General features: G+C 64.2%; 24 protein-coding genes and 1 pseudogene. 15 read left to right on the top strand and 10 right to left on the bottom strand.

What is annotated here, in order from left to right:
- The first annotated feature begins 63 nt into the window (after positions 1–63).
- On the top strand, positions 64–1,347 hold the full coding sequence (gene repC / locus C4N04_RS26860) for a plasmid replication protein RepC (protein WP_106797468.1): 1,284 nt from the start codon (positions 64–66) through the stop codon (positions 1,345–1,347).
- Here the strand turns inward: repC and C4N04_RS26855 are convergent.
- Entirely contained in the window at positions 1,340–1,810 is a 471-nt protein-coding gene (locus C4N04_RS26855) for a ProQ/FINO family protein (RefSeq protein WP_040112504.1), read from the bottom strand. The two genes, repC and C4N04_RS26855, sit on opposite strands and share 8 nt — an antisense overlap.
- A 234-nt stretch (positions 1,811–2,044) precedes the next feature.
- Between C4N04_RS26855 and panC the strand changes: the two genes are divergently transcribed.
- The 3 genes from panC to C4N04_RS26840 all read left to right on the top strand — a co-directional run bounded on the left by panC (position 2,045) and on the right by C4N04_RS26840 (position 5,357).
- On the top strand, positions 2,045–2,962 hold the full coding sequence (panC, locus tag C4N04_RS26850; RefSeq protein WP_096762432.1) for a pantoate--beta-alanine ligase: 918 nt from the start codon (positions 2,045–2,047) through the stop codon (positions 2,960–2,962).
- Positions 2,959–3,780, top strand: a complete 822-nt coding sequence (gene panB, locus C4N04_RS26845; protein WP_096762433.1) for a 3-methyl-2-oxobutanoate hydroxymethyltransferase — start codon at positions 2,959–2,961, stop codon at positions 3,778–3,780. The genes panC and panB overlap by 4 nt, the downstream gene beginning before the upstream one ends.
- A gap of 176 nt (positions 3,781–3,956) precedes the next feature.
- On the top strand, positions 3,957–5,357 hold the full coding sequence (locus C4N04_RS26840; RefSeq protein WP_245425666.1) for a VWA domain-containing protein: 1,401 nt from the start codon (positions 3,957–3,959) through the stop codon (positions 5,355–5,357).
- Between the two features lie 185 nt (positions 5,358–5,542).
- Here C4N04_RS26840 and C4N04_RS26835 read toward each other — a convergent pair whose 3' ends face one another.
- Positions 5,543–6,457: a hydrogen peroxide-inducible genes activator gene (locus C4N04_RS26835; protein WP_096762435.1), complete on the bottom strand. Its 915-nt coding sequence runs from the start codon at positions 6,455–6,457 to the stop codon at positions 5,543–5,545.
- Between the two features lie 144 nt (positions 6,458–6,601).
- Between C4N04_RS26835 and katG the strand changes: the two genes are divergently transcribed.
- Together katG and C4N04_RS26825 are read left to right on the top strand one after the other, a co-directional pair.
- Positions 6,602–8,788, top strand: coding sequence for a catalase/peroxidase HPI (gene katG, locus C4N04_RS26830; protein ID WP_106797501.1), 2,187 nt, complete (start codon positions 6,602–6,604; stop codon positions 8,786–8,788).
- 451 nt (positions 8,789–9,239) lie between these two features.
- The gene (locus C4N04_RS26825; protein WP_077988925.1) at positions 9,240–9,965 is read left to right on the top strand and encodes an SDR family oxidoreductase; all 726 of its coding nucleotides are present in this window, start codon (positions 9,240–9,242) and stop codon (positions 9,963–9,965) included.
- An 81-nt stretch (positions 9,966–10,046) separates the two neighbouring features.
- Here the strand turns inward: C4N04_RS26825 and C4N04_RS26820 are convergent, their stop codons facing one another.
- From C4N04_RS26820 to C4N04_RS26805, 4 genes are all read right to left on the bottom strand, one after another.
- Positions 10,047–10,451 carry a type II toxin-antitoxin system VapC family toxin gene (locus tag C4N04_RS26820; protein WP_077988926.1) on the bottom strand — a complete coding sequence of 135 codons (405 nt, stop codon included), beginning with the start codon at positions 10,449–10,451 and terminating at the stop codon, positions 10,047–10,049.
- Positions 10,448–10,708 (bottom strand): type II toxin-antitoxin system VapB family antitoxin, encoded by a 261-nt coding sequence (gene vapB / locus C4N04_RS26815; protein ID WP_077988927.1) that lies wholly within the window; start codon positions 10,706–10,708, stop codon positions 10,448–10,450. The genes C4N04_RS26820 and vapB overlap by 4 nt, the downstream gene beginning before the upstream one ends.
- Positions 10,709–10,789: 81 nt before the next feature.
- Entirely contained in the window at positions 10,790–11,341 is a 552-nt protein-coding gene (locus tag C4N04_RS26810) for a DUF3299 domain-containing protein (RefSeq protein WP_009989453.1), read from the bottom strand.
- A 443-nt stretch (positions 11,342–11,784) separates the two neighbouring features.
- The gene (locus tag C4N04_RS26805; protein ID WP_077988928.1) at positions 11,785–12,240 is read right to left on the bottom strand and encodes an SgcJ/EcaC family oxidoreductase; all 456 of its coding nucleotides are present in this window, start codon (positions 12,238–12,240) and stop codon (positions 11,785–11,787) included.
- A 238-nt stretch (positions 12,241–12,478) separates the two neighbouring features.
- On the opposite strand from C4N04_RS26805, the gene C4N04_RS26800 reads away from it, so the two are divergent.
- The 4 genes from C4N04_RS26800 (at position 12,479) to C4N04_RS26785 (ending at position 16,736) form a co-directional block, all read left to right on the top strand.
- Positions 12,479–13,558 carry a sensor histidine kinase gene (locus C4N04_RS26800; protein WP_077988929.1) on the top strand — a complete coding sequence of 360 codons (1,080 nt, stop codon included), beginning with the start codon at positions 12,479–12,481 and terminating at the stop codon, positions 13,556–13,558.
- Positions 13,555–14,214: a response regulator transcription factor gene (locus C4N04_RS26795; protein ID WP_040141498.1), complete on the top strand. Its 660-nt coding sequence runs from the start codon at positions 13,555–13,557 to the stop codon at positions 14,212–14,214. The genes C4N04_RS26800 and C4N04_RS26795 overlap by 4 nt, the downstream gene beginning before the upstream one ends.
- On the top strand, positions 14,211–16,127 hold the full coding sequence (locus C4N04_RS26790; RefSeq protein ID WP_077988930.1) for an ATP-binding protein: 1,917 nt from the start codon (positions 14,211–14,213) through the stop codon (positions 16,125–16,127). The genes C4N04_RS26795 and C4N04_RS26790 overlap by 4 nt, the downstream gene beginning before the upstream one ends.
- Before the next feature lie 141 nt (positions 16,128–16,268).
- On the top strand, positions 16,269–16,736 hold the full coding sequence (locus tag C4N04_RS26785) for a response regulator (RefSeq protein WP_096762438.1): 468 nt from the start codon (positions 16,269–16,271) through the stop codon (positions 16,734–16,736).
- Between the two features lie 29 nt (positions 16,737–16,765).
- Here the strand turns inward: C4N04_RS26785 and C4N04_RS26780 are convergent, their stop codons facing one another.
- A complete protein-coding gene (locus tag C4N04_RS26780) occupies positions 16,766–17,338 on the bottom strand; it encodes a pyridoxamine 5'-phosphate oxidase family protein (protein ID WP_096762439.1) in 573 nt (190 codons plus the stop codon).
- A gap of 13 nt (positions 17,339–17,351) precedes the next feature.
- Positions 17,352–18,056: an SDR family oxidoreductase gene (locus tag C4N04_RS26775; protein WP_096762440.1), complete on the bottom strand. Its 705-nt coding sequence runs from the start codon at positions 18,054–18,056 to the stop codon at positions 17,352–17,354.
- A 106-nt stretch (positions 18,057–18,162) separates the two neighbouring features.
- Between C4N04_RS26775 and C4N04_RS26770 the strand changes: the two genes are divergently transcribed.
- On the top strand, positions 18,163–19,038 hold the full coding sequence (locus C4N04_RS26770) for a LysR substrate-binding domain-containing protein (RefSeq protein WP_106797466.1): 876 nt from the start codon (positions 18,163–18,165) through the stop codon (positions 19,036–19,038).
- Positions 19,039–19,081: 43 nt separating this feature from the next.
- Here C4N04_RS26770 and C4N04_RS26765 read toward each other — a convergent pair.
- A pseudogene (locus C4N04_RS26765) lies at positions 19,082–19,543 on the bottom strand (ester cyclase).
- Between the two features lie 141 nt (positions 19,544–19,684).
- On the opposite strand from C4N04_RS26765, the gene C4N04_RS26760 reads away from it, so the two are divergent.
- The gene (locus C4N04_RS26760; RefSeq protein WP_106797500.1) at positions 19,685–20,056 is read left to right on the top strand and encodes a helix-turn-helix domain-containing protein; all 372 of its coding nucleotides are present in this window, start codon (positions 19,685–19,687) and stop codon (positions 20,054–20,056) included.
- Between the two features lie 232 nt (positions 20,057–20,288).
- Here C4N04_RS26760 and C4N04_RS26755 read toward each other — a convergent pair whose 3' ends face one another.
- The gene (locus C4N04_RS26755; protein ID WP_106797499.1) at positions 20,289–21,257 is read right to left on the bottom strand and encodes a zinc-dependent alcohol dehydrogenase family protein; all 969 of its coding nucleotides are present in this window, start codon (positions 21,255–21,257) and stop codon (positions 20,289–20,291) included.
- Between the two features lie 54 nt (positions 21,258–21,311).
- Here C4N04_RS26755 and C4N04_RS26750 point away from each other — a divergent pair, with 54 nt between their 5' ends.
- Genes C4N04_RS26750 through C4N04_RS26740 form a run of 3 tightly spaced genes read left to right on the top strand, consistent with a single transcriptional unit; the run spans position 21,312 to position 24,426 of the window.
- Positions 21,312–21,728, top strand: coding sequence for a thioesterase family protein (locus tag C4N04_RS26750; RefSeq protein ID WP_040111982.1), 417 nt, complete (start codon positions 21,312–21,314; stop codon positions 21,726–21,728).
- Positions 21,729–21,731: 3 nt separating this feature from the next.
- The gene (locus tag C4N04_RS26745) at positions 21,732–23,255 is read left to right on the top strand and encodes an AMP-binding protein (RefSeq protein WP_106797465.1); all 1,524 of its coding nucleotides are present in this window, start codon (positions 21,732–21,734) and stop codon (positions 23,253–23,255) included.
- Complete coding sequence (locus C4N04_RS26740; protein WP_106797464.1) at positions 23,233–24,426, top strand: thiolase family protein; 1,194 nt, start codon at positions 23,233–23,235, stop codon at positions 24,424–24,426. The genes C4N04_RS26745 and C4N04_RS26740 overlap by 23 nt, the downstream gene beginning before the upstream one ends.
- The last annotated feature ends 42 nt before the right edge of the window (positions 24,427–24,468 follow it).

Genomic DNA, 24,468 nt, shown 5'->3' with positions numbered 1-24,468 from the left:
TGCCCTCAACCCTCGCATCGTTTCGGTGAGCGGATTTCTTTTGCCTGAATAGAGGTGAAGGAAATGGAGAGTGAATCTGTGACGACGCCCTTCGGGCGGCGGCCGATGTCGCTTGCCCTGCTGCTGAAACACCGGCGCGGCGAAGCGATCGCGGCCGGAACGACGCGCAACAAATGGAAGCTGTTCCGATCGGTCTGCGAGGCGCGGGCAGGGCTCGGCGTGACCGACCGGGCGCTCACCGTGCTGGATGCGCTGCTGAGCTTTTATCCCGAGGACGAGCTCTCCAACGAAAAAGGACTGGTGGTCTTTCCCTCGAATACGCAGCTTTCGCTGCGGGCACGCGGCATGGCCGCCGCAACGCTGCGCCGGCATCTCGCCGTGCTCGTCGAGGCCGGCCTGATTTCCCGCAAGGACAGCCCGAACGGCAAGCGTTATGTCCGCCGAGGCAGGGCAGGCGGCATCGACGAGGCCTATGGCTTCAGCCTGGCGCCGCTTCTTGCCCGCGCGAGCGAGATCGAAGCGATGGCCGCCGGCCTCGCCGCCGACCGGCAGATGCTGCGGACGATGAAGGAGCGGCTGACGATTTGCCGGCGCGACATCGTCAAGCTCCTCGCCGCAGCCGTCGAGGAGGCCGTTCTCGGCGACTGGGAGCGGATGTCTTCGCTGTTTCATGCACTGCTGCAGCGCATCCCGAAGACGGCAACGCTCGAAAATCTGCCGCCGCTGCTCGAAGAGCTGGAGACGATCCGACTTAGCATGATCAACTCGTTGGAATTGCACGAGAAAATGCAAATTGCGAGCACCAATGAATCCCAGAGTGAGCGCCACATACAGAATTCGAATCCCGAATCCCTATCTGAATCTGAACCGGGTTTGGGAACGCAGCAGGAGGCGAGGCGGGACGACCAGCCGAAGACTGGACGGGAAAACCATGACCAGGGCAGGCGAGGGGACGGCGGGCAGGGGATTCGGGCTGTGTCCCGGCCGGATGCCGGCAGATTGAAATCCTTCCCGCTCGGCACGGTGCTGCAGGCCTGCCCCGATATTGCCGATTACGGCCCAGGCGGGGCGATCGGCAGCTGGCGGGATCTCATGACGGCGGCGGTCACCGTGCGCACGATGCTGCGCGTCAGCCCGCCGGCCTATGAGGAAGCCTGTTCGGTGATGGGGCCGGAAAATGCCGCGACCGTCATGGCCTGCATCCTGCAACGGGGAGGGTGCATCACCTCCGCCGGCGGCTATCTCAGGGATCTCACGCGCCGCGCCGGACGCGGCGAATTCGCGCTCGGTCCGATGCTGATGGCGCTCTTGCGGGCGAAAAATCCGCCAATCGCCGAGGTTAGCTGACGGTGCTCTTTCTGCCGCGCAGAAGGGCGGCGCGGATCTGTTCGTTCTTGCTGAGGACGGGAGGGGGAACCGGCGCCGGCTCGGGCGCCTCGGCCTTGGCGCTCTGCTTGAGGCTCAGGAAGCGCTTCTGCGCGACCAGCCGGTCTTCGGCCGACAAGGGTTCGACCGGTTCGCCGTCGATGTTGTGGCGCATGGAATCGGGCTGCGCGCTGGCGAAATAATAGCGCCGGCAATGGACATAGGCGGCGGTCGCGCGCCGGAGCGTCGTCACCCCGGCCTCGGGCTTCAAGAGCGGCCGCAGCTCGTTGAACAGGCCGACGGCGAAGGGAAGGACGGGATCGCCGGGCTTGGCCGGAAGCACGCCGACCGGCCGGATCAACATGCTGTTGATCGCGTTCGCCTTCTCCACATCGAGCTCGGTCGCCGCAATCGGCCCGCGGCTGATCTTCCAGGGTTTGTCCATGCATTCTCCATAACGGCCGACTATGATGGTATCTTGACGGATAGGGCCAATAACGCCGCGGCTCGCACATTGCTAGTCCGCGGCACGCTTCCATTTCCGGGCGGATATAGGTTCGGCCTTATCGGTCTGCCAATCCCATATAATCGTTTTTATCGCGGAATGTGCATTGACCTCCGGCATCGATTACACTTCTTATCCGCGCCCAAGAAGAATGACCGGCCGCGGGGAGGATATATGCGGGTTTTCTCGAGCATTGAAGAGCTGCGCCACACGCTCGATGCGCTGAAGCGGCAGGGGCGGACCGTCGGCCTGGTTCCGACGATGGGGTATCTCCATGCCGGTCATATGCAGCTTGTCGCGCGTGCCCGCGCCGAGAACGACATCGTCGTCGTCTCGATTTTCGTCAATCCACTGCAGTTCGGCCCGACGGAAGATCTCAGCAAATATCCGCGCGATCTGGAGCGCGATTCAGCCATGCTGAAGCAGGCCGGGGTCAATTTCCTTTTTGCGCCCGGCGTCGAGGACCTGTATCCCCGCCCGATGCAGACCGTCGTCGATCTTCCCGATCTCGGCAGCGAGCTGGAAGGCGCAGTGCGACCCGGGCATTTCGCGGGCGTCGCGACTGTCGTCTGCAAGCTTTTCAACATCGTGCAGCCCCAGACCGCTTACTTCGGAGAGAAGGACTACCAGCAGGTCGTCATCATCAAGCGCATGGTGGACGATCTTGCCGTGCCGGTGCGTGTCATTGCCGTGCCGACGGTGCGCGACAGCGACGACCTCGCCTTTTCGTCGCGCAACGTCTATCTCAGCCCCGACGAACGCCGCGCGGCCGTGATCGTCCCTCAGACGCTCGACGAGGCAGAACGCCTGGTCGCTGAAGGCCTGTCGGATGCCGCGGAGCTCGAGGCAAAGCTCACCGCCTTCATCGGCCGCGAGCCTCTGGCGAAGGCCGAGGTCGTCGCCGTCAGGGATGCCTCGACGCTCGCCCCGGTCGCTTCCATCGAAGAACCCGTCGTTGTGGCGCTCTTCATTAGGATCGGAACGACGCGGCTTCTCGACAATCGTGTGATCCGCAGCCGAGGCCCCGGGGACACTAAGATTGTCCGGGACAACCGTATGAGCGGGCAATCCGGAAAGGGAGTGAGCAGATGAGTGCGGTCGGATCCCAGAAGCGTTTTACCCCAGCCCGCATCTCAACCATGAAGGGCGGCAAACCGATTGTCTGCCTGACCGCCTACACCACGCCGATGGCGCGGCTGCTCGATGAGCATTGCGACCTGCTGCTGGTCGGGGATTCGCTCGGCATGGTGCTCTACGGCATGGAGACCACCATCGGCGTCACGCTCGACATGATGATCGCCCACGGCAAGGCGGTGATGCGCGGCGTCGCCAAGGCCTGCGTCGTCGTCGACATGCCGTTCGGCAGCTACCAAGAATCGAAAGAGGTTGCGTTCCGCAACGCGGTGCGCATCCTGCAGGAAACCGGCTGCGACGCCGTCAAGCTGGAAGGCGGCGAGGAGATGGCCGAGACCATCGCCTTCCTGACGAAGCGCGGGATCCCGGTCATGGGGCATATCGGGCTGATGCCGCAGCAGGTTCAGACCGCCGGCGGCTATCGCTCCGTCGGGCACTCCGAACACGAGACTTCGAAGATCCGGCGCGACGCGCATGCCATCGGCGGCTCGGGCGCCTTTGCCGTCGTCATCGAGGGCACGGTGGAACCGCTCGCTCGCGAGGTGACCTCGGCCATGCATATACCGACCATCGGCATTGGCGCCTCCGCCGCCTGCGACGGCCAGGTTCTGGTCTCTGACGACATTCTGGGGCTCTTCAACGATTTCACGCCGCGTTTCGTCAAGCGTTACGACGAACTCGGCAAGAGAGTCGCGGATGCCGCCGCCGCCTATGCCGACGAGGTGCGCACGCGGAAGTTCCCCGCAGCCGAACATACGTTCAAACGCCGCTCCTAAGGCGAGGACCCCGCCCTTCAAACGCGCGGGATATCCATAATCAGAGCCGGTTGTACGATTCGCGTCGGAAAATGTTCCCTGCCGCTCCCGAGCGGCAGCGCGTTTCCCTGTCGTTAAGGTTGCCGCCATAGCGCTGCTCGAAACCAAAGAGAGATCTGAATTTCGAGCCGATGCCTATGCCCCCTCGCTTATCCCTTCTTTCCCGCCTGATCGATGATCGCGACGGCGCCGTCGCGATCATCGTCATTCTGGTCGCCGTGCCCATGCTACTCGCCGTCGGCGCATCCATCGACTTCATCAGGGCCTATAATAGCAGAACGGAGCTGCAGTCGGCCGCGGACTCGGCGGTGCTCGCGGCCGCTGCGAAATACAAGTCCGGCATGCCGGAGGCGAAGATAGCAAAGACGATCGACGCTTTCCTGTCGGCAAATGGGGAGTTCGAGACCGCCGTCGCCGGCAAGCCCGAGGTGGCGAGCGACGAGTCGGAACTGTGCCTCGATGTGACGGACGCCGTGCCCACCACCTTCATGAACCTGGCCAATATCCAGTCCGTCCCGATCGGCATCCGGTCCTGCGCGGCATTGCCGGGAGTGAAGCAGTTGGAGATCGCGCTGGTTCTCGACGTGTCGAGCTCAATGATCGAGGAGAACCGCTTCACGCCGATGCAGACCGCGGTCGCCGGCTTTCTCCAGGCCTTTTCCTCCAACGCGTCGCTCGTCGACAAAACAAAGATTTCGATCGTGCCCTTTTCCAGCCGCGTCAATTTCGGCCTGGCAAACACGGGCTGGCTCAAATCCTATAATGGAACTGCTGCGGTTCCCAAACGCTGGACCGACCCCAAATCCGTCTACACCTCCTCCAGCTACAGGCTCTCTTACTGGATCGACGGCGTCACCCCTGTCATGTCCACCTCGAAGAATTATTACTGGATGGGCTGCGTCGAGCCGCGCGCGGATGTCGAGGTGAGGGATAATGGGGCGATCGGTGACGGCATGGGCGACGCGCCGCCTGGTACCTCCGCCTTCGTCGCCATGGACGCCAATCCGAAATCGGGAACGAGCTTCTGCCCGCCCCCCGTCACGCCGCTGACCGGCGACTTCGCCTATCTGAAAAAGGCCGTTGCCAGCCTGACCTCCGAAGGCTCCACCCGGCTGGATGCGGGTGTGGTCGCCGGATGGTATACGCTGTCGCCGAAATGGCAGGGTGTATGGGGAGACCAATCCTCACCCGCACCGATCTCCGATTCCGTGCACAAGGTCATGGTGTTCATGACCGATGGCGAAATGAACACCAAATACGAGCCCAACGACAAGTTCGACTGGATCTGCTCGCAAACTCAATCGTCGGCATGCAACGCATTCGCCACCGCCGCGATGCAGACCGCATGCACGGCGATGAAGAAGAGCGGCATCGAAATCTATACGCTTTCCTACAGCACCGATGCCGACGTGGTGAATATCCGCAACTGCGCCACCAATACCGCCCATTTCTTCACCGCATCACCGGCCACCATCAAGACCGTCTATGAGACGATCGCCGCTGCCATTCGCGGCGATACTTTGCGGCTCACGCAGTAAACGCGACACTGCTCCTTGCGACCCAAAGCCCCTCCCCAACCCCTCCCCACAAGGGGGAGGGGCTAGAGCCAGCCGCATGCTCTGCGTTCAAGACTGAATGCAGCGGGGGCCGAAGGTTAAGCCCCTTCCCCTTGTGGGGAGGGGTTTGGGGCGGAGTCTTAGTCACCACTAGGCCAGCCTATCAATCACCCACCCGCATACTGCCCTCGCATCGTCTCCGCCGACCGGCGCACCGCCTCGGCGACCTCCTGCAGCTGTTTAGCCATGGGGGTCGAATTGCGCCAGACCATGCCGATCGTTCGCGACGGCTGCGGTGACGGGAAGCGGGAGATCGACACATGGGCCGAGCGCGTTTCGACCGGAACGGCCATCTCCGGGATCAGGGTGACGCCGATGCCGGCGCCGACCATCTGGACGAGGGTGGAGAGCGAGCTGCCTTCCATGATTTCCCGCGGGCGAGCCGGCCCGACCTTGCAGAAAGACAGGGCCTGGTCGCGGAAGCAGTGGCCCTCTTCGAGCAGCAGCAGCCGCATTTCGCGCAGCGCCTCGCGTTCGGGCACCGGCTTGTCGCCGTCCTCGTGCTGCCGGACCAGCACGAATTCCTCCTTGAACAGCTCGAGTTCGGTCAGCGAGGGCTCCGATACCGGCAGCGCGACGATCGCCATGTCGAGCTGGCCCTGCGCAAGTTCCTGAACCAGCTTGCCGGTCTGCGTCTCGCGCACCTCGATCTGAATCCCCGCGAAGCTTTTGTTGAGATCGTTTATAATCGCCGGCAGCAGATAGGGCGCGATCGTCGGGATGATGCCGATGCGCAGGCGTGTCAGAAAGCTGTCGCGCGAGGCGCGGGCAAACTCGCCGAGTTCGTCCACGGCGCGCAGGATATCGCGAACGCGCAGCGCAAAGGTCTGGCCGAAGGGGGTGAGCTTCACCTCGCGGGCGCTGCGCTCGAAGAGCTCGCTGCCCAACTCCTGCTCAAGTTCTTTGATCTGCATGGAGAGCGCCGGCTGGGAGATGGCGCAGGCATCGGCGGCACGGCGAAATCGGCCGTCCCTTGCCAAAGCTTCGAAATAACGCAGCTGTTTCAGGGTAAGGTTTTTCATAAGCCCAGCTTATCGCAGCAATCAGTAAATCCAACTTAAAATTATTGAACGCTTCAGATATGAAGACTGCAAGGGAGAGAGTGGGGCGCCGGCTCGGCTCATCTTTTTGAACCGCAGACAGATCAAGCAATGAAGGAGACGATCATGGACAACCCCACTGACACCGCAGGCAAATGTCCTGTAGCCCATGGCAACAAGCCGCGCGGCCCTTCCAACCGCGACTGGTGGCCGAACCAGCTGAACGTGCAGATTCTTCATCACAATTCCGGCCGCGCCGATCCGATGGGCAAGGATTTCGACTATGCCGAGGAGTTCAAGAAGCTCGATCTCGACGCGCTGAAAAAGGATCTTACAGCGCTGATGACCGATTCGCAGGATTGGTGGCCGGCCGACTTCGGCCATTACGGCGGCCTCTTCATCCGCATGGCCTGGCACAGCGCCGGCACCTACCGCATCACCGACGGGCGCGGCGGCGCCGGCCAGGGCCAGCAGCGTTTCGCGCCGCTGAATAGCTGGCCTGACAATGCCAACCTCGACAAGGCCCGCCGCCTGCTCTGGCCGATCAAGCAGAAATACGGCAACCGCATCTCCTGGGCCGACCTTCTGATCCTCACCGGCAACGTCGCGCTCGAATCCATGGGCTTCAAGACCTTCGGTTTCGCCGGCGGCCGCGCCGACGTCTGGGAGCCGGAAGAACTCTACTGGGGTCCTGAAGGCACCTGGCTCGGCGACGAGCGCTACAGCGGCGAACGCCAGCTCGCCGAGCCGCTCGGCGCCGTGCAGATGGGCCTCATCTACGTCAACCCGGAAGGACCGGGCGGCAATCCCGATCCGCTCGCTTCGGCGCGCGACATCCGCGAAACCTTCGCCCGCATGGCGATGAACGACGAGGAAACCGTAGCGCTGATCGCCGGCGGCCACACCTTCGGCAAGACTCATGGCGCCGGCGACCCGTCCTTCATCGGCGCCGAGCCGGAAGGCGGCGCGATCGAGGATCAGGGCCTCGGCTGGAAGAGCTCGTTCGGCACCGGCGTCGGCAAGGACGCCATCACCGCCGGTCTCGAAGTCACCTGGTCACAGACGCCGACCAAGTGGAGCAACTACTTCTTCGAAAACCTGTTCGCCTTTGAATGGGAGCTGACGAAGAGCCCGGCCGGCGCGCATCAGTGGCAGGCCAAGAACGCCGAAGCCTCCATTCCGGATGCTTACGACACCGGCAAGAAGCATCTGCCGACCATGCTGACGAGCGACCTGGCGCTGCGTTTCGACCCGATCTACGAGAAGATCTCGCGCCGCTTCCTGGAGAATCCGGACCAGTTCGCCGACGCCTTTGCCCGCGCCTGGTTCAAGCTGACCCACCGCGACATGGGTCCGAAGGTCCGCTATCTCGGACCGGAAGTTCCGGCCGAAGACCTGATCTGGCAGGACGTGATCCCGGCCGTCGACCATCCCCTGGTCGACGACAAGGACATTGCCGAGCTGAAGGCCAGGGTTCTCGCCACCGGCCTCAGCGTCCAGGAACTGGTTTCGACTGCCTGGGCGTCGGCCTCGACCTTCCGCGGCTCCGACAAGCGCGGCGGCGCCAATGGCGCACGCATCCGCCTTGCGCCGCAGAAGGACTGGGAAGCCAACCAGCCGGCCCAGCTCGCCAAGGTGCTCAGCGTCCTCGAAGGCATTCAGAAGGACTTCAACGCCGCCCAGACCGGCGGTAAGAAGATCTCGCTCGCCGACCTGATCGTTCTCGCCGGTGCGGCCGGCGTCGAGAAGGCGGCGGCAGCGGGCGGCACCACCGTCAGCGTGCCCTTCACGCCGGGCCGCATGGATGCCTCCGAAGCTCAGACGGATGCGCATTCCTTCGCAGCGCTCGAGCCGCGCATCGACGGCTTCCGCAACTACGTGAACAACAAGCGCCTGCAGTTCATGAAGCCGGAAGAAGCGCTCGTCGACCGCGCCCAGCTGCTGACGCTGACCGGACCCGAAATGACCGTCCTCGTCGGCGGCCTGCGTGTCCTCAAGGCCGGCCAGCCGGAACACGGCGTCTTCACCTCGCGTCCCGAGACGCTGACGAACGACTTCTTCGTCAACCTGCTCGACATGGCCACGCAGTGGGTCCCCGCCGCCGGCAAGGACGGCGTCTATGAAGGCCGCGACCGCAAGACGGGTGCTGCCAAGTGGACTGGCACCCGCGTCGACCTGATCTTCGGCTCGCACTCGCAGCTTCGCGCCTTCGCCGAAGTCTACGGCCAGGCCGACGCCAAGGAGAAATTCGTCAAGGACTTCGTCGCCGCCTGGAACAAGGTCATGAACGCCGACCGCTTCGACCTCGTCTGATCGGTTCAGCAAGTTTTTGCCCGGGCGCGGTTTCGGCCGCGCCCGGGCTTTTTTATGCGAATTCCTCGGGGCTCCGACCGTCCAAGCTTCCGATCCTCGCAGTACCTGATGGTGGTACGATGCGGGCACCACCTCTCCTCCGTCATCCCTGTGCTCGTCACAGGGATCCAGCGCGCCCAAGTCCTTGGGCGCGGGAGACTCTCTATCAACTACTTATTGAATCATTCACCGCGCCGACGCGCGGTGGCTGGATTCCTGTGACAGGCACAGGAATGACGGAGGAGAGGTGGTGCATCCGACTTCAATATCCAGTTTACGAGTGACTGGTGAGGAGTTTTGGGTTGGCCACCCGCCATTCTCTCCCGCACCGAAGCTTGCCGCCACGACGCGAACTTCTAGCCACGACCGACCCCACATGCGATAGATAATCGACGCAGCTGGAGGAGTTGATATGAACAGTTTGCAAGATAAAGTCGCAGCCATCACCGGAGCTGCTTCGGGCATTGGATTGGCGTCGGCAGAAGCGATCATCGCGGCGGGCGGCACCGTCGTGATGATCGACCGGGACGAGGCGGCGCTGAGTGCTGCCTGCCGCAGGCTGGGAGAGAAGGCGATCGCGCTGCCGCTCGACCTTCTCAAACCCGACGATTGCGCCGGTCTGCTTGACTGCATTCTCGCAAAGGTCGGTCAGCTCGACATCTTCCATGCCAATGCCGGCACCTATATCGGCGGAGATCTGGTGGAAGCGAACCTCGATGCGATCGACCGCATGCTCAATCTGAACGTCAATGTGGTCATCAAGAACGTCAGGACGGTCATGCCACACATGATCGAGAGAGGGACGGGAGACATCATCGTCACCAGTTCGGTCGCGGGCCAAGCAGCGGTTCCATGGGAGCCGGTCTATTCGCCTTCGAAGTGGGCGATGCACTGCTTCGTCCAGACCATGCGGCGGCAGCTCCTCAAGAACGGAATCCGCGTCGGATCCGTCTCGCCGGGCCCTGTCAGCAGCGCTCTGCTGAAAGATTGGCCGGAGGAGAACCTGCGCAAGGCAAAGGAGGCGGGTGCGCTGATCGAACCTCGCGACGTCGCGGAAGCCGTGCTCTTCATGCTGACCCGGCCACGCAACGTGACCATACGCGACGTGGTAATCCTGCCGAGCTCCTTCGACATCTGACACGAGACCGTATGTCCGGAGAGGGGCGCACTCCTCTCCGGACAGGTTGTCTGCGTGGGAAGCGTCCTCCCGGCGCAATTGTCAGATCGTCCAATCCTCGACATCAAGGCCATCCACGCGCCGGAACTCCCCGACATTGTTCGTGATGAGAACGAGGTCACGGGTCTTCGCCTGGGCGGCGATCAGCACATCATAGGGACCGATCGGCGTTCCCTTTGCTGCCAATGCCGCGCGGATCTCTCCCGATTCCAGCGCATCCTCGCGCTCGAAACCGACGGCGGGGAAATCCGCCATGAACAGGCGCAGGGTCTCGAGGTTGTAGGAGATTTTCGCGCTCTTATAGGCGCCGTAATAGAGCTCATGCATCACGATGGTGGAAAGCCCGATCGATCCTTCGTCGCTGTCGACCACGCGCTTCAGCAGCGCGTCGAATTTCCTGCTGATCAGCGCGATCACCGCATTGGTGTCGATAAGATGCGTGATCACTTGAACAGATCCTGAAGATCCGGCCTCTCCTCATCCTCCGGCTGCTCCCGTCCTTGCGCTAGAAAATCGTCGCTCAGACCGCGTTCGAGAGCGCTCTTCAGCGACGCCCAGCGCATGCCGGGATCGGCGCGCGGCCGCAAAATGACCGCATCGCCTTCACGCGTCACCTCCACCTGGTCGACGTCGAAGCGGAATTCCTTCGGCAGCCGGACGGCCTGCGAATTGCCGGATTGAAAGACGCGTGCATATTGCGGCATTGGTGCCTCCGCGATTTTGTATATACCGCCCAGTATATACGTCATCGGCCGCATTCGCGCAAGAAATCTCTGCAGTTTCCGCTAGCGCGGCACGACACCGAAAGGCGAAAGCGACAGCAGATCGGGGTCTTTCGTCGCTGCCGCCTTCGCCACCTCGGCATGGGCCATGCTGTAGCCGTAGGACAGGACGCGGACGCCGTCGATCATGAAGAACTGCGCCTGATCCAGGCCGGGCCGGAGCGTCCCCGTCACGGTGACGGTCTCGTAGATTTTTTCAAGGTGCAGAGGCTCCTGTGGAACGACTCGGACCAGCTGGTTGGGCGGCGGCGTGGGCATGTGGCTGCAGGCCCCGGCCCAGGGCACCAGCAGGAATTCATAGACGAGATCGCCGTCCTGATCGATCGGCAGGACGAAGCCCGTCAATTCGACCGGCTGGCCCTCCTCACGCCAGACCAGGGATTCGCCCTGAGGGCCGCTGACCGCTTTCGGCGACAGCGGAACTGTCGCCCTGGCCTGATCGGCCGGCCGCAAGGCGCTCCAGAAAATCGGCTGCGCCGCAGCGAGGACGCCGGACGCCGGCCATGCCGCGCCGAGTGTGAGCACCGCAAACATCAGGTATCTGTGCTTCATCATCCGCATCTCCCGGGCGGCCGCTTTGCCGGCTCGCCGCTGCCCGAGGATGCTAGCCGATCCTGCCCGGCCGTCAAAGCGCTCGGGCATTTCTTCTGGCACTGCGATCTGATTTACTCGACGTCACAGAGCCACGACTATCGGCTTATACTGATAATTGCCCCTCAACCTAACCCTCTCCCCGTTTTGACGGGGCGAGGGGACGTGCCCTGCTATGGACCAGCGAGGGACGGCGGCGTTGCGGCATATCCCCTTCGCCCCGTTTACGGGGACAAGGTGGCGGCAGCCGGATGAGGGGCTCATCGATCTCCTAGACCGGGATGTCGCGCAGGTATTGAACCCTCCAAGCCCACGCATAACGAGAGGGACGCCGACAGGCATCGTCAGCAATCAAGAGATCCCGTATGGGGTGGACACGGGATCTCCCTGCCGGATCGGTCAGACCTTTACTTCTCCGGCATCATCGAGGAGTGGTGGGAGGTGATCAGCCAGTTCCCGCCCTTGAACTCATAGGTGTAAGTGTAGCGGGCGGGCACCTTGGAGCCGTCCTTCATGGTGAAGGTGTAGGTGCCGGCGTCGACGGCCCAGTTGCAGCCGGTCTTGATGGTGCGGCTGTCGATGTGGCCCTTGGGGCCCTTTTCCAGGAAGTGCTTGAAATAGTCGATCCGCTCTTCCTGGGTAAGGCGCGGCTTGTTTGCCAGCGTCGCCAGCAGCACGGAATCCTCGCTGTAGTTCTTGGCGACTTCCTCGGGATTGAGCGTCGCCAGCGAGGCGTTCCAGTGGTCGAAGAGCTTGGCGACCTGTTCTTCGCTCACCGAAGCGCAGGTCGCCGTTTCGGCCGCGTTGGCGGATTGGACCTGGACGAAACCGATGATAAGGGCGGCAGCAATGATCGTACGCATGTTTGACTTCCTTTGTGGCGGTTCCGGGCGACATCGCGTCGGTCAACCGCATGACCGATAGTTAAGCGCCGGAGCACCACGGCCCCATCTGCCGGGTGGCTTCGATCCGATCTGCCGAACGGCATAGATGACATTCCCGCCGGAATGACTATCGTGCCCCCGTCATTGATTTCTGGAGCAGCCCCCGCTGAGCACGGAGCAAACCATAGAGACGACGCACGCGCCCGATGTGGCGGAGATGAGGGCGCTTTACCGGGCGGCGGAAGCGCGGGCGGCGCGGCTGCGCTTCATCATCGAGACGCGCACCCTGCTCGATGCGCAGGCCTTCGAAACGGCCGCGCCCCAGATACTGTCGCGGCTTGCCGATTTCGCTGGCGCAACGCTTGCGACGCTGACCTTTGCCGCACCACAGGGAAAGACGCCCGCGCAGCTGACGATCGGCCGGCCGACAGGCAATGACGCGATCCTCTTTGCGTCCGAGGACGGCGCCGCTCTTTCCCTGACGCTGATCGGCCCAGCGAGGGCGCGCGCCATCGATGCCGACGACCGGCAGACGCTGGAGGTGGTGGCCGGGCAGCTCGCCGACGCCTGCAATCTCGAACGGCAGGCGGCGGAAAAGCAGGCGCTGCTCGGCGATCTCGAACTGCAGCGCAGCGAACTCGCGGCCCTCGTCGCGCAGCTGATCCAGGCGCAAGAGCAGGAGCGGCAGCGGGTGGCGCTCGATCTGCACGACGGCGCAGCACAGCTTGCCGCCGGCCTTAGTTACCGCCTGCAAGATCTGGCGGCCCGCATCGGCGAGGTGCATGCGCTGAAACCGGAGATCGATCAGCTCGCCGCACTTGCGCGCCACTCCGTCGCCGATCTTCGCGCCGCCATCGCCGATCTCCGCCCGCCCGAGCTCGACGATCTCGGCGTCGCCGCAGCACTGCGCACCCGTCTCGACGCGATCGACGGCATGGAGGTGATCGCCGATCTCGATGCCGGCGCCGACCGCTGGCCGGCCTCGACCGGGATCATCTTCTACCGCGTCGCCCAAGAGGCGATCACCAATGCTGTCAAGCACGCCGAGGCGCGCCGCCTCATCGTGCGCCTTTTCGAAGACGGCGCGGGGCAGGCCCATCTCGAAGTGATCGACGACGGCAAGGGTATCAGCGAGGCGCAGCATCCTGAGGTTCAGGGCAGGGGAGCCCGGCTCGGCATTGCCGGCATGCGCGAAAGGCTGGCGCTGCTCGGCGGCCGTTTCGAGATCTTCGCCGGCGCTTCCGGCGGCACGCATGTCCGCGCCGCAGCGCCGCTCAAGCAGGAGAGGGCGGGATGACCGCATCCATTCTCGTTGCCGACGATCACGACATCGCCCGCGCCGGCCTGATCGCCATGATAGGCGGCCAGGACGATTTCCATGTCGCCCTCGACGTGCGCGACGGCGCGGACGCGGTGGAAGCGGCAGCCCTGCACAAGCCGGATCTGGCGCTGCTCGATATCCGCATGCCCCGCATGGACGGGCTTGCCGCGACGCGGGAGATCCGGCGCGTCTCGCCGGGCACCCGCGTCATGATCATCACTATGCATGACAGCCTCGATTATCTCGAAGCGGCGATCGAGGCCGGCGCCACCGGCTATCTGCTGAAGGATGCGAGCCGCGACGACATTCTGCGCACGATCCGCCGCGTGCTTTCGGGCGACGCCTTCTTCGACGGCCCGCTGGTCGCAAGGCTGTTGAAGCGCGCCGCCACCAAGCCGCAGACTAATGCCAGCGCATTGGAAACGCTGACGGTGCGCGAGCGCGAGGTGCTGAGCAAGGTGGCCGAGGGCCTGACCAACAAGGAGATCGGCCGGGCGCTGAAGATCTCTCCCGGCACCGTGAAGATCCATGTCGAGCGCATCATCGCCAAGCTCGGCGCCGGCGACCGCACGCAGGCCGCCGTCATGGCGGTGCGCGGCGGGCTGGTGCAGACGGCGAAGGATGAGCCATGATGCCTCGCTTTGCCGACCTGCCGCTCAGGGCAAAGGGCATCGTCATCATCATGGTGCCGCTGGCGCTGCTCTTGGCCGCGCTCGCCTCGGTCTTCATCGCCGACCGGCAGAGCCGCATTGCCGAGGATCAGGTGCGTGTGACGCTGGAGATCCAGTCCGGCATTCAGGAGCTGCATGCCCTGATCGCTGAAGCGGCGACCGCCATGCGCGGTTATCTCCTGACCGGCAGGAGCGATTTTCTCGATCCATTCAACCGGGCAGAGGACAGGCTGCCCGTCGTGCTCGACGAGGTCGGCCGGCGCTTGCGCGACGAAGAGCAGAAGGCCCGCCTCGAGCGCATCCGAGCCCTGGTCGACGCCAAGTTCGACCGTCTGCAGCTCCTGAAACAGGCCGATATCCTGCGCGCCGGTGGCCGCGAGGATCTGGCCACCAAGCTCATCGAGGGCAAGCAGGTGCTCGACGTGCTGAGGCAGGAGATCGACGCGATGAACCGGCGCGAGGCCGATCTCCTCAACGCCAGAACGCAGGCGGCCGACCGGGTCCGTACCCTGTCGCGCAGCCTGATGATATCAGCCGGTTTTCTCGGCCTTGCCGGCGCGCTCGTCGCCGTTTTCCTGTTTTCGGCAAGCATCGTGCGCCGCGTGCACGCGCTGAAGGCCGAGGCGCACCGCCTCTCGCGAGGGGAAGTCGTGACATCGGCCGATCCCTTCCACGATGAGCTCGGCAATCTCGGACAGGCGCTCGCGGATGCGAGCGTGCTTCTGAAAAAGCGCGAGGCCGATCTGACCGAGAGCGAGGAGCGCTTCCGCCAGCTGGTCGAGGGCGTCAGCGATTACGGCATATTCGGGCTCGATCCGGATGGAGGGGTGGTGAGCTGGAATGCCGGCGCCGAGCGGATCACCGGCTATCAGGCCGAGGAGATTGTCGGCCAGCATTTCTCCCGCTTCTATCCCGCTGAAACCAGGGAGACGTTTCCGGGAGAAGAGCTTTCGAAGGCGGCCCTGCACGGGCGCACCGAGGCGGAAGGCTGGCGCCTGCGCAAGGACGGATCGCGCTTCTGGTCGCATGTCGTCGTCACCGCCCTCCATGACGAGACGGGGCGGCTGCGCGGCTTTTCCAAGATCACCCGCGACATTACCGAGCGCAAGCAGTTCGAGGAGGCGCTGCTTGCCGCCCGCGAAGATGCGGTGCGCGCCAGCAACGCCAAGAGCGAATTCCTGTCGCGCATGAGCCACGAGCTGCGCACGCCGCTGAATTCCGTTCTCGGTTTCGCGCAGCTTCTGGAAATGGATGTCGACGACGCCGAATCCAGGGAAAGCGTCGCGCAGATATTGCGGGCCGGCAGGCACCTACTGAGCCTGATCGACGAGGTGCTCGACATGGCACGGATCGAGGCCGGGCGCATGGATCTCACTGTCGAGCCGCAGCCCGTTGCCGAGGTGATCGAGGAAGCCGTGGCGCTCGCAAGGCCGCTCTGCGGCAAGCAGCAGATCCGCATCGAGGTCATCGAGGCCGAGCCGGATCTGACGGTGCTCGCCGACCGCCGGCGTCTCCTCCAGGTGTTCCTCAACCTGCTTTCCAATGCGGTGAAATACAATCGCCCGCAGGGCAGCGTCACCGTCAGCCACCGGGTGCTCGACGACCGCATCCGCATCGAGGTCAGCGACACCGGCCCCGGCATTCCGGCCGAGCGCGTCGCGCGCCTGTTCACCCCCTTCGACCGGCTGGGCGCCGAGCGCATCAGCCAGGATGGAACCGGCCTCGGGCTGGCGCTCTCCAGACATCTGATCGACGCCATGGGCGGCACGCTCGGCTTCAGCAACCGGGCGGGCGGCGCGACGTTCCACGTCGACCTGCCGCGCGCGCCTGCGGCGATGCGGGAGGCCGAGGCGCAAGACGTCGCGGTGCCGTAAGTTCCTCCGTCATGCTCGGCCTTGTGCCGAGCATCTGACCACGGTATTTGATTGGCAGGAAAACATTTATTTCCAGAAACTTAATTGGGCCGGCGTAGATCCTCGGCACAAGGCCGAGGATGACGTCGCGGGTTTGCGTCCATGACAGATACCACCGATATCCTGCGCGCTTCGACGATCCTGATCGTCGATGATGAGCCCGCCAATGTTTCGCTGCTGGAGCGTATCCTCAAGCGCGAGGGCTTTACGGCGCTGATCAGCACCACCGAGCCGCGCGAGGCCCTGCGGCTCTTTCGCGAGCATCCCGTCGATCTCGTCCTGCTCGACCTGATGATGCCCGATCTCGACGGTTTCGCGCTACTCGAGACCTTCGCAAGGCTCATCCCCGACGACAGATATCTGCCGATCCTGGTGCTGACCGCCGATGCGACCCTGCCGACGCGCCGGCGCGCGCTTTCCCTCGGCGCGAAGGATTTCCTGACCAAGCCCTTCGATGCGATCGAGGCGGTCCTTCGCATCTTCAACCTGCTCGAAACCCGTATCCTGACGCTGGAACTCGCCAGGCACGGGCTGGCGACGCCGAAATCGGAACGCCCCAGGATCGATTGATCGCCCTCCGCTCGCGGGGCGATTTCAGGTCAGGGATTGACCCAGCGGCAAGAGGAGAGGGCGCCGGCTTCGTCATAGCCGAATAATGCTCTGCGATTGTCCTGTTGCCGCAGCTGGAACCAATCCAGCGTCCAGGCCCGGAAGCTCACGACGCCAAAGCGCGTCTTTCCCTCGGCCTCATCCGCAGGCTCTGGCATATCGGTCGTCTCGAAGGCGCGCTCGTCCCCGGGCGGGCCGCCCGCATAGGTCATCCGCGTCCGCGCGGGCAGCCTGTCCCATGCGGCGTCAGCCCCTCCGCTTCCCGGCCCATGAAGCTCGACCTCCCCTTGAAGCCGAAGCTGCAGCCGGCTGTCGGCGCTGAAGCCGAGGACCGTGACGCGGGGATTGGCTGAAAGTTCCAGCCATTTGGAGCTGCGCGTATCCGTATGAAATTCGAGACGCCGCGCCGACCTGTCGGCGGCACGCAGCACGACCATGCGTGCCTGCGGCCTCGTCTCGATATCGACGGAGCAGAGGTTGAGATAACGGAAACCCGACTGCGGGTTCGCCGCAGCCGTTTCGAGTTCCGCCCATGCCGCGGCGTCGATGTCAGTGAGATCCACCGGCAGGCTCCGCTCAGACCGAACGGGCGATGCCGCCGTCGACGCGGATGTTCTGGCCGGTGATGTAACCGGCCCCCTCCGACAGGAGGAAGGCGATGGTGGCCGCGATTTCCTCGCTGGTGCCGTAGCGGCCCATCGGAACGCTGTCGCGCCGTTCCTCGGTGGCGGGCAGGCTGTCGATCCAGCCGGGCAGGACATTGTTCAAGCGGATGTTCTTGGCCGCGTAGCTATCCGCGAAGATCTTGGTGAAGCTTGCCAGCCCTGCCCGGAAGACGGCCGAGGTCGGGAACATCGGCGAGGGTTCGAAAGCCCATGCCGTCGAGATATTGACGATGGCGCCGCCGCCCTGGCTTTCCATGATCGGCGCGACCAGCCGGATCGGTCGCACCGCGCTCAGGAAATAGACTTCCATGCCCCGGTGCCAATCCTCGTCCGAGATGTCGAGGATCGGCGCGCGCGGGCCGTGGCCGGCGGAATTGACCAGCGCGTCGATGCGCCCCCATCGCCCCATCGAGAGATCGACGAGCCGCTTCACATCGTCGTTGGACTGGTTGGAGCCGGTGACGCCGACGCCGCCGAGTTCCCTTGCCAGCGCCTCGCCTTTGCCGGAGGAGGAGAGAATTGCAACGCGGTAGCCGTCCGCAGCGAGTTTCCGCGCTGCTGCGGCGCCCATGCCGGATCCGCCGGCGGTGATGAGAGCGACTTTTTCTTCAGACATTGAAACCTCCGACTGCTGATTTTGCGAAGCATTATGCCAGATATGCTCTCTGCTTTCGCGCGAGAAAGAAACATGCGAGACTGTATAAAATCTACTGGATAAGCCAATGATCCGATCCCGCCGAGCGCTGCCGCCGTTGAATGCCCTGCGCGCCTTCGAGGCTTCGGGCCGGCGGCTGAATTTCCGCGCTGCCGCCGAAGAGCTCGGCGTCACGCAGGGTGCGATCGCCCAGCAGGTCCGCGCGCTGGAAGATCAGCTCGGCCTCATGCTGTTCCAGCGCCTGCCCCGCGGCCTTGCGCTGACGGCGCAGGGTGCGGCCTACCTCTCCGACGTCACCCGCGCCTTCGATATGCTCGGCGAAGCGACCGGACGGCTTCTGGCGCGGCCGGAAACCGTGACGATCAGCGTCACCCCGACCGTCGCCGCCAAGCTTTTGATCCCGCGCCTCGCGGAGCTCTACAGCGCCCTTCCCGACGTGGATCTGAGGACGGTCGCCACCGAGGCGCTGTCGGATTTCGACCGCGACCAGGTGGATATCGCCGTGCGCCTGACCAGCCAGGCTTTCCCGGCGGCGCTGGAGGCAAGGCTGCTGTTCCGCCAGGAATTGGTGGCGGTCGCGAGCCCGCATCTGGTCAAGGGCCTCACCCTTCCCTTGAGCCGCGAGGAGCTTTGCAAGCTGCCGCTTCTGCATGACTCGCACGATCGCTGGGGCATGTTCCTCGCAATCCGCGAGAAGCTGCCGGGCGCGGCCTTCAACCACACGACACTGGCGCTGGATGCCGCACTCGCCGGCCAGGGCGTGGTGCTCGCCTGCCGGGCTTTCGTGGCGGCCGATCTCGAGGCCGGGCGGCTGGTGCAGGTGACGGAGGAAACGGCGACCATCGGCGCCGATTACTTTCTCGTCCGCAAACGCTCATCATCGCCGCGAAAGGCCGTCGACGCGGTGTGGGACTGGTGCGCGGCGCGTCTGTCGCTCGCCTGATCGCGGAATGATCGAGGCCGGCCGTCAGCCGGCCCCATCATTTTCAGAACATGGTGTTCTTGTTGGCGGCCTCTTTCGGAACCGCCTGGATCACGTCCCAGTGCTCGACGATCTTGCCGTCCTTGACGCGGAAAATATCGACGATCGCCTGGCCGCGGTCGTCAGTGCCGTTCGTCGCATGTACATGCAGCCAGACGAGATCGCCGTCGGCCGAGCTGCGGACGATCTTCGCCTTCGATTGAGGATTGTCCTTGAAGAAGCCGGTGAAGAAGGAAACGAGAGGCTTCTTGCCATCCGGAACCTCGGGATTGTGCTACCGGTACTCGTCCACCACGACCGATGCGGCCTCGATATCATGGCTGTTGAAGAAGCGGTCGTAGAACTCCACCACCAGCTTCCGGTTGGCTTCCTCGACCTTCAAATCCCGAGAGGCGGCAAAGGCGCCGGAAGGCATGGCGATGCCCGCCAGAATGGCGAGTGCGCAAAGCGATTTCCCGAATGTCATGCATCAAACTCCTTGGTACGAATCCGCGATCTAGTCTAAGAAACAGACTATGAGGCTTGGTCTAGGACAGCGCGAAATGCCCGGCAAGAAGGCAGTTTTCAGTGCCGAAGTCAGCGCGCGATGACCGGGAAGGAGGAAGCGATGCCCGGGAAAACCGATCCGGCGGGAGAGCGGCCCGGGGCAGGATGCCCGATCAGGGGCGTGCTCGACCGCATCGGCGATCAGTGGAGCCTGCTGACGCTCGAGGCGCTGGAAACCGAAAGGAAGCGCTTCAACGAGCTGCTGCGCGAGATCGGCGATATCTCCAAACAAATGCTCTCCAAGACGCTGCGGCATCTGGAGCAGGACGGCTATATCAGGCGCACCGTCTATCCCGAGGTGCCGCCGCGCGTGGAATATGAGCTGACGGAACTCGGCCGATCCTTCCTCATCCCGATGAAGGCCCTGATCGGATGGGCCGAGCAGAACCATCCCGAGATCATTCGATCGCGGCTACGGCATGAAACTGAGTAGGATTTGAATAGAGGCAAGAAGCAAGGTCGAAGCGCGTCCTTCGAGGCTCCGGCCTTTGGCCTGCGCGCCTCAGGATGAGGAAGGTTGGCGGGTGCCCCGCCGGCAACAACGGGCGTTGGAGGATGCCGCGATCTCTCTCCGACCTCATCCTGAGGTGCCCCGCAGGGGCCTCGAAGGACGAGGTCGGCCACCAGGGGCTAGGCGCAAGAAGCAAGGTCGGAGCGTGGCCCCCTCAAGCCAGCAGCACCTTGCCGCCAGTCCGGAAGGGAAGGGCAGCTTGCAGCGCCTCGCCGATCCTTTCCAGAGGAAACACCTCCCGCACCTCGGTGGCGATCACCTTTGGGGCGATCTGTGCGGTCACCTCGGAATAGGCGCGCTGGACATTATCCATGGTTTCGGAATGAACCCATTCCCGGAGATGGAAAAAGGAAAACCTGATATCGGGATGGGAGGCCCAGAAGGTATTCGGGATGCTTTGGCCCGAGAGCAGGCCATAATGCACGAAATGTCCGCCGGGCTTGAGCGCATCGGCAAGCACCGAGGCGCGCGGCCCGCCGACGCAGTCGAGCACCGCATCGAGCCCATGCCGGCCGGCGAGGCCGGCTGCCAGGTCGCTATCCTCCCTGTCGATGACAACGGTCTCGTGCCGTCCACGCAAGCGCTGGCGGGATTCCTCGCTGCGAACGATCGCCACCGGCTCGACGCCAACGGCATTCGCGAGGCCGATCAGGACCGATCCGATCGAGGAGGCAGCGGCGTTGACGGCGATGCGCATGCCCGGTCTCAGCCCGATCTTGTTGTGCAGCATCAGCCACGCCGTCATCGGGTTGACGTAGCTCGTCGCCGCCTCGAAATCGGAGAGCGCGTCCGGCACGCGCAGGCACCAGCTGGGGTCGGTGTCCTTGAATTCCTGCCACCCGCCGGCGCTGCGCACCGGCAACACGCGCGTTCCCAGCGGCAGTCCATAGACCGCTTCGCCGCAGGCTTCGACCACGCCGAAGGCTTCGAAGCCCGGAATGAAGGGCAGGGTCGTGCGGCCGGCATAGGCGCCTGATATGGTGATGATATCGGAAGGATTGATCGAGCGCGCCAGCAGCCGCACGCGGACGTGGTCGCGCCGCAGCGCCGGCAGCGGCGCCCGCTCGATCCCGACGACCTCTGGGGCCGGGCCGAATTTTCGCACGACCGCCTGATATTGCATTTGCATCCCCCACATGCTCGCGGTTAGAACAGCCCACCAATTTTGGATGATCGAATGAGCGTTGACGACAGGCCTTTAGCATCGTTCCGGGTCTCGATGCGAGACATCGACATCTATGGCCATGTCCACAATTCGGTCTATCTCGACTATTGCGAGGATGCCGTCGTCGAGTTCCTCAGGCACCGCGAGATCCTCGGCCATTTCCGCCACACCACCTCGGGTGTCGCCTATCACGTCAAGAAGGCGGAGATCACCTTTCACAACCCGATCGACGTCGACGATGTCGTCGAGGCGAAGGTCGCCGTCGAGAAGATCGGGCGCACGAGCCTCGCCTTTACGATCGAACTCTTTCGCCGGCGCGATGGCGCCCATTGCGCAACGGCCGGCCTTGTCTGGGTCTGCGTCGGCCTTTCCGAAAGCCGCCCGACGCCGATCCCCGAGGCGACCAGAGCCGCCTTGTCGCAGGGCTGATCCATGCCGATCCATGTAGAGCTTCGTCGACATGCCACAGAAAGGCCCAGCAAGCCGGCGGTGGTGATCGACGGTGGCGCGCTCGGCTACGGCGAACTTCATGCGCGCTCGCGGGCGATCTATCGCTTTCTCCAGCGGCTTCCCGGCACAAACCGCCGCACGATCGATCTGCCAGGCGTCGAGAAGCTCGTTGCGCTCAGCCTCGGCAATCATCTCGGCTTTGCCGAATATTTCGTCGCCGCCACCGCCTTGCCGAATGCCTGCGCCGTCATCGATCCGATGATGCCGGCCGAAAGGATCGAGCGCATTCTGGAGCGCCTTGCGCCCGACGTGCTTGTCGTCGACAACGAGGCGAGCGCAAGTGCGGAGATCGGCCGCCGGCTCGGCATATCGGTCGTCATCGCCGGAGCCGAGCCTTTCGATCTCACCGTACCGGCAGAGGACCTGCCGGATGATGCCGGAGGCATCTTCCTGATCGGCTTCACCTCGGGCACCACGGCCGAGCCGAAAGCCTATTACCGCTCCCGCGAGCAGTGGCGCCGGAGCCTCGACCGGGGACGGCTGGTTTTCGAACTCCAGAACGCGCCCTCGACCCTCTGTCCCGGCGCCCTGGCGCATGGCCTGGCGCTTTACGCCCTGGTGGAAGCGCTCGATGCTGGGGCGACGTTTCATTCGGTGCGGAAGTGGGATGCCGGCGCGGTCGCGCGCGCCCTCGCCTCAGAAGAGATCGAACGGCTGGTCGCCGTGCCGACCCATATAGCCGGGATTGCCCGCGCATGGGCAGGCGAGCCCGCGCTCACCTGCCTGCGCGACGTGCTGACAGCCGGCGCCAAGCTGAACCTCAACGAGGTCGAGTCCATGCGCCGCCTCTTTCCCAAGGCGCGCATCCGGGAATATTACGGCGCATCCGAGATCGGTTTCATGACGGTCTCGACGCTTGCTGGCGGCGAGACCGATTTTCCGATCGACCGGGTGGGACAAGCCTATCCCGGCGTAGAGATCACCATCCGCGACCCTGAAGAAAACGATGTCGGCATCGACGTGCCGGGCACCATCTTCGTCAACAGCGACCTGATCGCCGACGGCTATCTCTGGGGCGACGACGGCCAGGCGTTCCGGGTCACACCGGCTGGGGCGACGGTCGGCGATCTCGGCGAGATCGACGCCAGCGGCATGCTGCGGGTGATCGGCCGCGCCGGCGGCATGATGATATCGGGCGGCAACAACGTCTATCCCGCCGAAGTCGAGAGCGCGCTGAAAACCTGCCCCGGCGTCGAGGAAGCCGTCGTCTTCGGGCTGCCGGATGACTATTACGGCCAGAGGATCGTCGCCGTCGTCTCCGGGAAGGCGATCGATGCGAGAATCCTGGCGAACCATTGCGCGGGAAAGCTTGCAAGGTTCAAGATCCCCAGGCAATTCTACCAGATCGGCTCCTGGCCGATGACGAGCAGCGGCAAGATCGCGCGCGGCCAGGTGCAGGCATCGGTCATTTCGGGAGACGGCCTTGTCCTACGCCTATCAGCCTGACGAGGATTGGCAGCCGATCGTGATCGCCGCCTACCGCACGCCGATCGGCCGGGCCTTCGGCTCGCTTGCGACGGTCGCTTCCGAAGACCTGCTCGCGCCGATCATCCGCCGCATCCTTGCCGAGACAGGCATAGCGCCCGAGGCCATAGACGACGTGCTGGTCGGCAATGCCGCCGGCGGCGGCGGCAATATCGCCCGGCTCGCCGCCCTTTCCGCCGGACTGCCGATCGCCGTCCCCGGCGTCGCCATCGACCGGCAATGCGGCTCGGGTCTCGAAGCGATCATCCTGGCCGCCCGGCTGATCCAGGCAAAGGCCGGCTCCTGTTTCCTGGCGGGCGGCGTCGAGAGCGTCAGCACCGCGCCCTGGCGAGCCGAAAGGCCGAAAACCAATGGCGCCCTGCCGCGCTTTTATGCCCGCGCCCGCTTCTCCCCGGATGCGATCGGCGATCCCGATATGGGTGTCGCCGCCGAAAACGTCGCCCGCGCATTCGCCATCACACGGCAGCGGCAGGATCAATTCGCCCTGCGCAGCCACCGGCTCGCCGCCAAGGCGGCCGAAGCCGGCCTCTTCCAGCCCGAAATCGTCGAGATCACCACCCGCCAGGGGCTGGTGGAACGGGACGAATGCCCGCGCCCGACGACATCGATGGAAGCGCTGGAAAACCTCAAGCCCGTCTTCCTGGCCGGCGGCTCGGTGACGGCGGGCAATGCCTGCCCCCTCAATGACGGCGCCTGCCTGGTGCTCGTCATCAGCCGCGGCATGGCGAGACACCTCGGCATCGAAAAAGGTCTCGCCTTCATCGACAGCGCGGCGGCCGGCGTCGACCCCAACCTGCTCGGCATCGGCCCGGTCGCCTCGACCAAAAAGCTGCTGCAGCGCCAGCCCGACCTCTCGCTTTCCGCGATCGATGCCATCGAATTCAACGAGGCCTTCGCCGCCCAGGTGCTGGCTTCGCTCGATCAGCTCGAAATCTCTCCGGATGCGGTCAACAAGGAAGGCGGCGCCATCGCACTCGGCCATCCCTTCGGCGCATCTGGCGCGATCCTCGTGACCCGTCTCTACAGCCAGTTGGTCCGCAGCGGTACTCCCGGCGCCACCGGTCTGGCGATGATCGGCATCGGCGGTGGCATCGGGCTGACGGCGCTTTTCGAGGTGGTCCGGCTTTCGTGAGGCCGGGAGGATGCCGCAGCGTCTCGATTCCCTCTTCTCCCC

It is taken from the genome of Rhizobium sp. H4 (assembly GCF_003013335.1).
In the GTDB taxonomy this organism is placed as follows: domain Bacteria; phylum Pseudomonadota; class Alphaproteobacteria; order Rhizobiales; family Rhizobiaceae; genus Rhizobium; species Rhizobium sophoriradicis.
The sequence above is the reverse complement of the archived record's forward strand: the minus strand, read 5'-3'. Positions and strand labels throughout refer to the sequence as shown.